The organism is Arenibacter sp. P308M17, from assembly GCF_003426735.1.
In the GTDB taxonomy this organism is placed as follows: domain Bacteria; phylum Bacteroidota; class Bacteroidia; order Flavobacteriales; family Flavobacteriaceae; genus Arenibacter.
The window spans coordinates 735,860-748,004 of sequence record NZ_QVON01000002.1 but is presented as its reverse complement, the minus strand read 5'-3'; the positions used below and the strand labels follow the sequence as shown (position 1 = coordinate 748,004).

The window sequence follows — 12,145 nt, the reverse complement described above, 5'->3', positions numbered from 1 at the left end:
ACGGGCGGGCCCTCGACCGGACAATCTGTCGTCTCTTCGAGCGGAGTCGAGAAGTCATTTCACGGTTGACTTGACACTAGTTTAGCCGTTTGTAGTTTTCTGAATTTATTCGGTTGCCATCCTCGTCAATAAAGATTTGGCGGTACCTGTCTCCCTCCAATTGGAGTTCCATATGCCATTCCATGTTCTCATTGGCCACTTTTTTCATGGATGCGGACATATATTCCAATTTTTCGGTCAAGGTACTGTCCGTAGCCTTATAAGAACCATAGCCAAACCATTCAATGGAATCTGTGGGCACATATCTGGTCCACATTACCTTTCCATTATAATACATTTTAATTTGCCGGTAGCCATCTGAAGGAGGTATGGTCTGTACTACATCGTTACCATCGTAATTGTTAAAACTTTCCAATTCCCATGTACCTTCCAAGGTTTTGGGATTTTGAGGTACTGGAGATGCAATTTCAGTAGCAGAAACCAAAAATAACATCAGGAAAACTATTCCAAGTATTTTTTTCATGGCTTATTAATTTAAAGGATTAGATACTAATAAGTTACGACTTTTTTAGAATATTAACATATTAAATAGGGAATAGTTTGTTACATGACAAAAATTGTCTTAATAAAGTTCTTCGGAAAATCTGTTTTACCCCAAGCCCTAAAGCCTGCCTGTCCGGTAGGCAGGGGAGCCTGATTTTCCTCGATTTCCCCCTTTAGGTTCGGGGTCAAAAATTGAGGAAAATCTTGGGAAATTTAATTTTGTCATGTACTAAGGAGAATATGTTAAAAAAAGCGTGTCAAAAGGGAGGATTTGGAGTCCATGGGACTAAGGCAATATTGTCTTAAAAAGAGTTGATAATTTCACATAATAAAAGGATATCCTCCTTTTTATGCTGGGCACTTATTACAATTCTACTCATAAGTTGGGAATCCTCATTGGGATAACGAAAGCTGGTCACCAAAATATTTTCCCTTTCCAGATAATTTACCAGATTTTCATCTGCAAAGCTGAAGGTTGGATGACCCTCCATGAATTTAAATCTATCCAAAGTTTTAATATTGGACTTGAATAGGTCCATATTATGGATCAGAATTGACCTTTTATCAAGGAAGAGTGACTTGCTGTCCATAAGACTGGCTACAGCGGCGGGAGCTGCCGGACTTGCCCCGCCAAAAAAAGGAGTGTCCATGAATTGTTCAATTCTTTTTTTATTTCCAAAAATGGACCCCGCCTGAACTCCGAACCCTTTTCCCAAGGAGCAACAAACAATAAGTTCCTTTGGGTTTAATTTCTGGAGCCTACGAAAAACGCCACCACCATTTTCGCCCACAATTCCTATGCCATGGGAATCGTCCACCACTAGGATAATATTTTCCAAAGGCAACATTTTTAACCCTTCAAAATCGGGATAATTGGCTCCGGAAAAATCGATCGCATCCAAAAATAGCACCGGACAAATTTCTGGATCGGTTTCCAAATGGGCCCTAAGGGCTATGTTCAAGGCCGTAAAAGTGATGTATGGTTTTAGTTTTGTTGAAGGGGTAGGGGTATAGAGGGCAGCATGGGTATTGGGGGCATAGAACAGCCTATGTTCCTTGGTATCCATAGTTTGCCTTACCAACTGTCCGGCCAAATACCCAGAAGATAAAGTGGTACTGGATTCACACCCCACCAATTGGGACAGGTATTGTTCTGCCCTTTCAAAAACGGTAATACGTACGTTGGATTTTCTGGAGGCCCCATAACCGGTACCATATTTCCGGATATTGGATATAAAAATTTCTTGAAAAATTGTGTCGGTCTGAAGCCCCAGATAGGAGGTGCCTCCAAAATACAAAAGCTTCCTATGGCCAAACTCCAATTCCCTTCCAGGGAACCCATCGGTATAGATAATCATCAATGTAAACGTATTCCACTTCCTCCGGTGGTAGGAAAGATTACTTTGCCCTTTTCCTGAATGATCACCCCATCTGCAATATCTTCCCTTAACAACATGGCGCCATCCATATCCACATAATCCAATTGTGGTATTAGTTGGGCTATGGCCGAAATACCTACAGTGGATTCGGTCATACAGCCTACCATTACCTGAAGATTCAATTCCTTGGCCCTTTTTATCATTCGCCTTGCCGGGGTAAGTCCACCACACTTTGTCAATTTTATATTGATCCCGTTAAAATGAAGCGCGCATTTCTCTACGTCCGATTCCACAATACAGCTTTCATCGGCAATAACGGGCAGCACACTTTTGTGCATAACCGCTTCCATCCCGGTCCAATCATCCGCCTTAAGCGGTTGCTCCAGGAACTCAACCCCCAAGTCCTTTAATAATAGGGCATTGGCAATGGTTTCCTCCGCTGTCCAGGCGCAATTGGCATCCACCCTGAAGATGGCATCGGTATGTTTGCGAAGTTCCCTTACTATCTCCACATCCCTATCGGTACCCAATTTAATTTTATAAATTGGCCAAGGCATTTCTTTCATCTTGGCCACCATTTTTTCAATAGAATCCAATCCTATGGTATAATTGGTTATGGGATATTTACTGTTGTCCGTATCCCATATTTCATATAATGGTTTGCCCAGTATTTTTCCGTACAGATCATTGGCGGCAAGATCTAGGGCGCAGATAGCAAAATTGCTCAATTTTTTGGATACCAAGAATGCATGGAAGCCTTCTGGATCCCTAAAATTGAACCCCTCGATTTCCTCCCTGACATTTTCAATCTCCTCCTGCATGGTTTCAAAGGTTATTCTATAGTAGGGGTTGGATGTTGCCTCGCCATAGCCCGTTACACCATCCAGTTCCAGTGCAACGATCATTGAATCTTGAAAATCGTGGGATTCCCTGGAAATACTGAAAGTGTGCTTTAACGGTAGCACATATTTTTTAGTAGTAATCTTCATAGGATGAATTATTGAACGAATATAAAGAAAGATGGTGTATTGGAAAATGAAAACCCACTGAAATCTTAGTGGGCTTGCAAATTTTGGTACAGTGGGATCCTTATTGATACAAGGTTTACTCGATAATCGAGATTTAAACCTGCCTGCCGCAGGCAGGTGCTTCGACGCTTGCCCGCCCGTGCCGTTCGGACAGGCGTCGAAATCAAACTTGAATTTCCTTTCAATGCCTCGCGGGCCTGCCTTTGTCGGCAGACAGGCTTGCCCCGAGGTAGTTTACTATTTATAGGGCACTGACACTTCCAGAGCTCGATTTTTCATGTTCCACTTTAGCATTTCCGGTATAACGGATCTCTCCCCCACTAGTCGCTTTTGCAATTAAAGTTTCGGATGCGTTTACTGTTATTCCGGCCCCGCTACTAGCACTGGCGTTGCATTTGGAGGCGCTTAAATTTTCCGCTTTTATTCCTGAGCCGCTACTGGCATTACTGCTGAATGTTTCTGTTTCTCCGCCCACTTTGATATGGGCCCCACTACTGGATTCCGCTATTACCTTGTTTGCCTTAAGCTCCCCAATTTGTAGATTGGAACCACTGCTGGAGTTCAATTCAATGTTTTGGACCGCTATGGCATTTATGGTAGATAGGGCAGCACCGCTGGAAGTTTCCAATGCCGTTATGACAGGTAGGGTAACATGGACATTTTTGGTGGCCCTACCAATATTTTCAATGGCATGAATCCGTAGGGTCCCATTTTTGATTTCCGTTCCGATCAGGGCCAAAATATTTTCGTCTGCCTCTACCACAATTTCGAAATCATCGCCTTGGGCAACATATACGTTCAAGCCCTCGGAAGCTGATATGGCCGTAAAGTTGGAGGCAACAGCTCTATTGTCCTCTTCAATAATTCCATTTCCCTTTTTGCCATTTCCGATATTGATATCAAAGCCGCAGGAAGAAAATAGGATTGTTAAAATTAAAATGATGGTAATTCTTGCTAGTGTTGTCATGATCGTTGTTTTTTAGTCTTGCAATGAACTTTTGGGGGCAAGCTTATTTCAAGGATTGATTAATGTTGTTAAAATTATTGTTTGGTTTTCTTTGGTCACATTTTAAATTGCCGAACTGTTAGAATAACCTACCCAACAGTATCTTTTTTTAATTCTGCCTTTGTGGCTTCATTCGCTTTTATCTGCACGCCCTTTTCATCTATTTTAAGTTTAAAATTGTCACCATCACCTTTTATATCGATATCTACTCCATTTTCGTCAATAATGATCTTGTTATTTTGATCCTCTTCGATTTCTTCCGTTTCAGGACAATCATTACATATCAACTCCCCATTGTTGTTCATCATCCAGGAGTATTTGGTTAGCTCGCACCCGTCCACATTCCGGTCATTATTGGCCCTGATTATCCAGCAGCTTTCCGGTGATTTCCCAAATTCTACTTTGGTTCCCACTGGTAGGTATATATATACCCTTACATCTTGGTCCCTAAATTTATTTTCCTTGGCAGTTGATAAAAAATCGTCCAGTAGAATGGTGTTGCCTTGAACTACATAATTGTAGTTGATCTTGCCAGCGGTTTCTGTAGCATTTTTAAAGGAATTCCCATCGGCGTTTTTCCTTACTTCGATACGCGCTATAGAATCGTGCGACATTTTTAGGTATAGACGGAAATCCCGTGAAATGAGAATTTCTTCCCCATTTTCGGTGTAATCCAAAACAATTCCATTAATGTGCATATTGTTTTCCTGCTTGTCCCTATCAGTCGACCTTAAGTTTATTTTGATAGGTTCCGAAGGTTGGGCGAAATGCAGTTCCTTTTCGATGGCCACATTGCCAGAATAGGCGTGCGCGGCGGCCTGGTGTATACCAAAAACTGTCAACAATATTATAGAGATCAACCACAGGCCCAGAAGGGTAAATTTTGCAATATTGCCGATCGATTTTAAATTGTTCACCAAGATCTTTAGGCCTAGGTACATTAGGAAGAAAAAGGGGATTCCCATTGCAAAAAAGGCGAGTATCGAAACTACCCATACCGGAGTATTGGTGGAGTTGACCAGATTATAAAAATCAATGCCCGGCAGGTGTATTATGTCCAGTATGCCTACCGTAAACAGCCCTACTATTAAGGCCACAATTCCAGCTGCCCCAATAATGATCAGGATGATCCCAATGAACTTGCCTATGATCTTAAAGAAAAACATAATAAGATCCGCTATGGCATTAAAAAAGCTCTTGCTACTATCCTTTACCTTGTTTCCCATTTTTTCATAGTCCACACTCTTTACTTTTTCGGCCACATCCTCAAAGCCTTCCTTTACTTTTTTTTCAATATTGCTTATGTTTACGGCTTCCCCTCGCATATCCAACTTCTGCGCCGTGGTAGTGGCTTCGGGAATTAAAATCCACAATAGGGCGTATATAAAGATGAAGCCTCCCCAACTAAATATGGTAAGCAATACCCATAATAGACGTACCCACAGGGCATCTATACCAAAGTAATGGCCAAGTCCCGCCGAGACTCCACCTATATATTTGTTGTCTATATCCCTGTATAATTTCCTTACCCTGGATGTTTTTTTGGTGCTTATGGGCTGGTCCTCAAATATATCCTCATCTACCATGTAATCCTCCGGTTGTCCCATGATCCCAATAACCTGGTCTACCTCTTTCTCGGTAATTACCTGTCTTTCGTTTTCCATTTTTTCATGGAACAGTTCGGCAATTCTGGCCTCTATATCCGCAATGATTTCTTCGCTACCATTGGTATTGGCAAAGGAACGTTTTATTGCCTCGAGATAGCGTTGTAATTTAGCATAGGCTACTTCATCTATGTGAAAGAATAAATTGGCCAGGTTTATATTTATTGTCTTGTTCATTTTTTAGCTATTTTTTGTTTTGGTAACAAGGTTAGTGGCATTTCTTAGTTCATCCCAGGTGGTATCCAATTCCTTCAGAAATATTTTTCCGGTCTCTGTCAATGTATAATACTTTCTTGGAGGGCCTGAAGAGGATTCTTCCCAGCGGTAGTTTAACAATCCTGCATTTTTTAGTCTTGTGAGCAACGGATAAATAGTACCCTCTACCACAAGCATTTTAGCATCCTTTAAGGTATCCAGGATTTCGGAGGTATACTTGTCCTCCCCATTTAGAATGGAAAGTATGCAATACTCCAAGACTCCCTTGCGCATTTGTGCCTTTGTGTTTTCAATATTCATAATTACATGATTATAATAATTTAACTGTTCGTTTTTTTGATGATCGCATTGCAGCATTTTAATTTTGATCTATTTGATTGATGAATAAACTCTGGAATTAGTGTGATGAGTACTAATTTTACTCGATAATCGAGATTTAAACCTGCCCGCCCGTGCCGTTCGGACGGGCCCGCCCGTGCCGTTCGGATGGGCCCGCCCGTTCTGTTCGGGCAGGAGTAGAAATCAAACTTGAATTTCCTTTCAATGCCTCGTGGGCCTGCCTTTGTCGGCAGACAGGCTTGCCCCGAGGTAGTTTACTTAATAAATGGGATGCTTATCGGATATTTAAAATCCAGGCCTTCATTGGTGCGTATGGTGGCCAGGATGGTGTACACTATATTTATCAAGAACAGCCCCAATTGTGCAAATCCTGCAATCCCTATGGGCCAAAGCCATTTGCCAAGCTGGAAAGGATGAAAATCGAAATCGAAATTAAACCCGTTGAATTCGTTAAAATTGGCAAAGTTAAAATCTCCCAAATGAAATATTTCAGGTATAATGCCAATAAAAAAAGGAATGGTAATAATACCTATGATGATGGAATATAACAGGAGACTGATTTGGAAATTCAGGGCCTGTTTACCATTTTGGTCCACGAAGCCCTGGTCTTTTTTATTCGCGGTCCAAAGGATTAGGGGAAGCAGGAAATTCCCAAAGGGTATGAAATACTTGGAAAAGGTAGAGGCATGTATTATTGCCGCTAAATTTTTTTCGTGTTTGCTCAAGGTTTCGGTCATTACAGTACAATTAGTGTTTCCAATAAGGGTTATTTATATTATAATTAGAGCTGGATCCAATCGGTATCCGGTCGTGGCCATATCAACATTTGGGAGCGAAAGGGACCATTTTTATCAATCGATCTTATTAAGCCTAATAACTTTCTATGCAAATATATATCTAAAAGAAGGTACTATGCAAAACAAAGTACTAATTATTAACAAAATATTAACAATTGAAAATGGGTACATTTTATTTATTTTTGATGAAAATTAGATGAAAACTATGGCCTCGGATGCAAGTAAAATAAACATGTTCAGCTTTTTCAAGCTCCCGGCCGTATGGTGGACAGGAGTGCGGTTAAGGCATATTGATGAAAAAAAGGCCATAGTCACCGTTAGGCACAGATGGATCAATCAAAATCCATTTAAATCCCTGTTTTGGGCAGTTCAGGGAATGGCAGCCGAGTTGTCTACAGGTGCTATGGTCATGACCCAGATTAGAAAGAGCGGAAGGAAAATTTCGATGTTGGTGGCCAATAACAATGCCAATTTTTCAAAAAAAGCCACCGGTACTATCACCTTTACCTGCGAGGAGGGCCACCTTATATCCGATGCTATTCAGAAAACCATTGAAACCGGGGAAGGGCAGACCATCTGGATGAAATCTGTAGGCGTTAACGAAGAGGGAATAGTAGTCTCCACCTTTAATTTTGAATGGACCGTTAAGATTAAAAGTTAATTTGAAAATTTGGAAATGTGCCAATTTATTAATGTACCAATGTGCCAATGTACCAATGTACCAATGAACCAATGAATCAATGTACCAATGCATTAATTTAGTAATGAAGCAATGGGTTAATTTACCAATGTACCAATGAATTAATGTAACAATGTAACAATTTAGGCTGGAGTCCATGTTTGGATAAACCAATTGATGATTGTAACAAAACGTTCCTTCTTGGTACTAACTAAAAGAAAAAAATCAAAATATTAAAGTTATATTATGAACGCACACGAAATAGACTATGTAATTTACGGGGAGGAAATGCAATATGTGGAGATAGAACTGGATCCACAAGAGGCGGTTGTGGCCGAAGCGGGCAGTTTTATGATGATGGATTCGGACATTAAAATGGATACCATTTTTGGTGATGGTTCCAATCAGGATACCGGGGTGCTGGGAAAACTTTTCTCGGCCGGAAAACGCTTGCTTACTGGAGAAAGCCTATTTATGACGGCATTTTTGAACATAGGTCATGCTAAAAGACAGGTGAGCTTTGCCTCTCCATATCCCGGTAAAATTATTCCGATAGACCTCAGCGAATTTCAAGGCAAGTTCATTTGTCAGAAGGACGCCTTTTTGTGTGCCGCAAAAGGAGTTTCCGTGGGCATAGAATTTTCAAAGAGATTGGGTCGTGGGCTATTTGGAGGGGAAGGATTTATCATGCAAAAATTGGAGGGCGACGGAATGGCATTTGTTCACGCAGGAGGAACTACCGCAAAAAAAGTACTCGGTCCGGGCGAAACCTTAAAAGTAGATACAGGCTGTATTATTGGTTTTACCAAGGACGTGGATTATGACATAGAGTTCATAGGAGGAATCAAGAATACTATTTTTGGGGGAGAGGGGCTTTTTTACGCTACCTTAAGAGGCCCCGGTACGGTATATATTCAATCGTTGCCCTTTAGCCGATTGGCGGGAAGGGTACTGGCATCCATTCCCAGAGGTGGAAAGGACAAGGGTGAAGGAAGTATTTTAGGTGGCTTGGGCAACCTTCTGGATGGGGATAACCGATTTTAGTCTATCCAAAGCCTTCCTCATTTTTCCTTAACCGCTCCCAAATGTTTTGATGGCAAACAAGAACCTTTTACAAGTGAAAAACAAGAAAGTAAGAAACATACATAGGGAGATATTGTCCGACAACTGGTACACCCTTGAAAAGATAAGTTTTGATTACCGGCGGGATGACGGTAATTGGGAGACCCAATCCCGCGAAGCCTATGATCGCGGTAATGGTGCCGCGATTTTATTGTACAACAAAAAGAACAAAACGGTCATACTTACCCGACAGTTTCGGATGCCTACCTATATCAATGGCAATGATTCCGGAATGATGATAGAAGTATGCGCCGGGTTGTTGGATGGTGACCATCCTGAAGATTGTATAAAAAAAGAAACTGAGGAAGAGACCGGATATAAATTGGACAAGGTAGAGAAGGTCTTCGAATCCTATATGTCGCCAGGTTCCGTAACCGAGATCCTTTATTTTTTTATTGGATCCTATGAGGAAAAAATGAAGATAGGCGAGGGTGGAGGTGCCGAGGAGGAGACAGAAAATATTGAAGTCCTGGAACTGGGCTTTGAAAAAGCTATGGAAATGATCGGTACCGGTGAAATTAAAGATGCCAAGACAATAATGCTATTACAATATGCCAAAATTAACGGGTTATTCTCCAACGGGTAATACCACCCCATGCCCAAATTTCCCCATAACTGAAGGTGCTATTGTTAAAATTTCCGGACCACTTAGATTTGGTTAAGGTCATGGATCAATAGTTGTCCCGGATCTTAGTAAAAATAGGTTCCATATACTGTATTACCTCACTGTTACTTTTGGTAAAATGGTTGTTCATAAAACTAAATATCAACGTTTTTCCGGACCTCGTCAATAGGTATCCGCTAAGGCAATAATTATTGCCAAGTGATCCGGTTTTGGCATAAATGTATGGGCTGCCCCCACCAATAAATCTCCCTTTTAAGGTACCGGTAAGGCCGCCGATAGGAAAAAAGTTGAACAAGCGTTCCCGTGGTACTTCATGATACATTTTATTCAATACATATACCATTGATCCCGGAGTAAACAAATTGTAGCGGGATAGCCCGGAACCATCCACCCATCGCGGAGGTTGTTCAAGTTCTGTTAAATAATGGTCCAAAATATGTGCTCTGGCCCTGGCACCATTCAGGGTATCCGAAAGCGTAGAGGAGCTCACAATTAATAATTGCTCCGCAAGAAAATTATCACTTACTTCCATCATTCGCTTATACAGGGAATCCGAAGAAACACTGTACAAAACCTGCTTTTGCCCATTTGGCATCTTTTGCACAATATTGACTTTCTTGTGCAGTACTTTTTCCAATAGACTTTTTGTAAGTGTGCTATCTATTATAAAGGGACTTTCCAAGGTATCACTTCTTTGGGGGTCAAAATAAAAGGTATTGCTGTAAAATTCCCGATTTACACCATAGCCAATGGGCACTACCTGATCTTTGAAATGTTCCGGATTAACCAGCAAACTCCCATTATTGGTTATGGTTACCACATTGCCGTATAAGGGAATACTATTTCTTTCCGGACTGAAATAGAGGTCGTAATCCTCCCACGCCCAACCCGGACCATATCTACTATCCTTAAAATTATTTAGATATAGGGATATATTCTTATGGTTTTGGGCCAATTTTACAGCGGAACTATCACCGAAATAGGGATGTAACAAGGTTGGATCGCCTGTACCCTCCATATAGAGGGTGTCGTTTTTAACAATGTATTTTAGGGCCGGAATCTTATCCGGCAGGGTCTTAAGGGAAGAATACAGCGTAAATATCTTGGTATTGCTTGCCGGAGTAAAATACTTTTGGCTATTGTAGCTGTACAAGGTATCATTTTTTATAGGGTCGTAGATCAATAGCCCCTGAAAGTAATCATTTGCCGCCCGAGAGTGAATATAACGATCAATATTTTTGTTTAATCTGTTGTAATTAAAAGATTTACATCCAAGTAAACTTACAGAGGCACTTATTATAATTAAATGACCAAGTACCCTCATTTTAGCTGAGGTAAACCATTGAAAATGTGCGTTCATCGACTTTAACAACTTTTTATCTATTATTTAACGATAAGACAGCAATAATATATACCTTTTATTGGTTATCTTAGTCCAAGCAACCTAAAATTATTTTGAAATATGGCAAGAGCTATGTTAGAGTACACCAAGACCGTACTGCAAAAGGTTAGTTTTGATACGAAGTTATTTTGTAAAGAACTGGAAAAAGCAGTGACTAGACTATTACCATTTGAAATAGAGGAATTAAAACTCTGGTTAAAACAATTTATCAATGACAAACCGGAATTGCAACAAAGCCTGCTTTATTTGAAAGCATAGATATGAACCACCTAACAAGGTGGTTTTTTTTTGAACTCAGTTTGGTTGTCTGTTTTTATATGGAATAATTATTTGTTCAATGGGCTTATAATTTTTACATCCTGAAAGGCAATGGCACCTCTTACTACACTTGCAATAACATCATATAATGCTTCTGTGATTTGTATTTTCAGCTCGCTTTTATGGTAAATAAGACTTACTTCCCTAGCAGGAGAGGGACTTTTAAAGAATTTAAGGTTCTGTTTTTTTTTATCGTCCAGTTCAATGGTGTTGAGGAAAGGTAGGAGGGTCATGCCCAACCCTTCATTGGAAAGGTTGATCAATGTTTCAAAACTTCCGCTCTGTAATTGAAAGTGCTCTTCCTGATAATTTTTAGAGGCATTGCACAAATTTATCACTCCATCCCTAAAACAATGCCCGTCCCTTAAAAGTAGTACATCCGATATTTCCAAATCTTCGGGTACCAATTCCGAAATTTTCCCTAGTCTGTGATTGGGAGGTACATAGCCCACAAAAGGTTCGTAATATAAGGGGCGTTCCTTAATAAATTCGATTTCCAATGGCGTAGCGGCAATAGCGGCATCAATATGGCCATCGTGTAGGTTACGGATCAAACTGTCCGTGTTCTGTTCCTTAATGATCAAGTTTACCTTGGGGTATTTTTTAATAAAGGTTCTCAGGAACATAGGTAATAAAGTAGGCATAATGGTCGGGATTATTCCCAAAGTGAACTCACCACCTATAAAACCTTTTTCCTGATCTACTATATCCTTTATTCTATTGGCCTCATTGACAATATTTTTGGCCTGGGCAACAATTTTGGCACCCACTTCTGTAATGGTAATCGGTTTTTTGCTCCTATCGAAAATTAATATGTCCAGCTCATCCTCCAATTTTTGTACCTGCATACTCAGTGTAGGTTGGGTAACAAAGCTTTTTTCGGCCGCCAAGGTAAAATTCTGGTACTCGGCAACGGCTAGTACATATTGTAATTGTGTAATGGTCATATAGTATTATTTAAAATGATAAAATTATGAAATGCCCATTAATAATCTGCGATCTCCAGTTAATTATCAGGACGAAAATG

Annotated in this window: 13 protein-coding genes; 4 read left to right on the top strand and 9 right to left on the bottom strand. The window is 40.5% G+C overall.

The window, feature by feature from the left end; translation table 11 throughout:
* Window positions 1–76: 76 nt before the first annotated feature.
* The 7 genes from D0S24_RS07120 to D0S24_RS07090 form a co-directional block, all read right to left on the bottom strand.
* Complete coding sequence (locus D0S24_RS07120) at window positions 77–523, bottom strand: hypothetical protein (RefSeq protein WP_117019143.1); 447 nt, start codon at window positions 521–523, stop codon at window positions 77–79.
* Window positions 524–845: 322 nt separating this feature from the next.
* Window positions 846–1,901: an aminotransferase class I/II-fold pyridoxal phosphate-dependent enzyme gene (locus D0S24_RS07115; RefSeq protein WP_117019142.1), complete on the bottom strand. Its 1,056-nt coding sequence runs from the start codon at window positions 1,899–1,901 to the stop codon at window positions 846–848.
* On the bottom strand, window positions 1,901–2,911 hold the full coding sequence (locus D0S24_RS07110; RefSeq protein WP_117019141.1) for a dipeptide epimerase: 1,011 nt from the start codon (window positions 2,909–2,911) through the stop codon (window positions 1,901–1,903). The genes D0S24_RS07115 and D0S24_RS07110 overlap by 1 nt, the downstream gene beginning before the upstream one ends.
* Window positions 2,912–3,191: 280 nt before the next feature.
* Complete coding sequence (locus D0S24_RS07105) at window positions 3,192–3,917, bottom strand: head GIN domain-containing protein (RefSeq protein ID WP_117019140.1); 726 nt, start codon at window positions 3,915–3,917, stop codon at window positions 3,192–3,194.
* Between the two features lie 128 nt (window positions 3,918–4,045).
* The gene (locus D0S24_RS07100; protein ID WP_117019139.1) at window positions 4,046–5,797 is read right to left on the bottom strand and encodes a PspC domain-containing protein; all 1,752 of its coding nucleotides are present in this window, start codon (window positions 5,795–5,797) and stop codon (window positions 4,046–4,048) included.
* A gap of 3 nt (window positions 5,798–5,800) precedes the next feature.
* On the bottom strand, window positions 5,801–6,136 hold the full coding sequence (locus D0S24_RS07095; RefSeq protein WP_117019356.1) for a PadR family transcriptional regulator: 336 nt from the start codon (window positions 6,134–6,136) through the stop codon (window positions 5,801–5,803).
* A gap of 293 nt (window positions 6,137–6,429) precedes the next feature.
* The gene (locus D0S24_RS07090) at window positions 6,430–6,912 is read right to left on the bottom strand and encodes a DUF4870 domain-containing protein (protein WP_117019138.1); all 483 of its coding nucleotides are present in this window, start codon (window positions 6,910–6,912) and stop codon (window positions 6,430–6,432) included.
* Window positions 6,913–7,177: 265 nt separating this feature from the next.
* Between D0S24_RS07090 and D0S24_RS07080 the strand changes: the two genes are divergently transcribed.
* The 3 genes from D0S24_RS07080 to nudK all read left to right on the top strand — a co-directional run bounded on the left by D0S24_RS07080 (window position 7,178) and on the right by nudK (window position 9,359).
* On the top strand, window positions 7,178–7,633 hold the full coding sequence (locus tag D0S24_RS07080) for a DUF4442 domain-containing protein (RefSeq protein WP_117019355.1): 456 nt from the start codon (window positions 7,178–7,180) through the stop codon (window positions 7,631–7,633).
* A gap of 264 nt (window positions 7,634–7,897) precedes the next feature.
* A complete protein-coding gene (locus tag D0S24_RS07075) occupies window positions 7,898–8,695 on the top strand; it encodes a TIGR00266 family protein (protein ID WP_117019136.1) in 798 nt (265 codons plus the stop codon).
* Window positions 8,696–8,744: 49 nt separating this feature from the next.
* Window positions 8,745–9,359 (top strand): GDP-mannose pyrophosphatase NudK, encoded by a 615-nt coding sequence (gene nudK, locus D0S24_RS07070; RefSeq protein ID WP_117019135.1) that lies wholly within the window; start codon window positions 8,745–8,747, stop codon window positions 9,357–9,359.
* 85 nt (window positions 9,360–9,444) lie between these two features.
* Here nudK and D0S24_RS07065 read toward each other — a convergent pair whose 3' ends face one another.
* A complete protein-coding gene (locus tag D0S24_RS07065) occupies window positions 9,445–10,758 on the bottom strand; it encodes a D-alanyl-D-alanine carboxypeptidase/D-alanyl-D-alanine-endopeptidase (protein ID WP_251795738.1) in 1,314 nt (437 codons plus the stop codon).
* 102 nt (window positions 10,759–10,860) lie between these two features.
* On the opposite strand from D0S24_RS07065, the gene D0S24_RS07060 reads away from it, so the two are divergent.
* Window positions 10,861–11,058: a hypothetical protein gene (locus D0S24_RS07060; protein ID WP_031443636.1), complete on the top strand. Its 198-nt coding sequence runs from the start codon at window positions 10,861–10,863 to the stop codon at window positions 11,056–11,058.
* Window positions 11,059–11,126: 68 nt separating this feature from the next.
* Here D0S24_RS07060 and D0S24_RS07055 read toward each other — a convergent pair whose 3' ends face one another.
* Window positions 11,127–12,065 carry a LysR substrate-binding domain-containing protein gene (locus tag D0S24_RS07055; protein ID WP_117019133.1) on the bottom strand — a complete coding sequence of 313 codons (939 nt, stop codon included), beginning with the start codon at window positions 12,063–12,065 and terminating at the stop codon, window positions 11,127–11,129.
* Window positions 12,066–12,145: the final 80 nt, after the last annotated feature.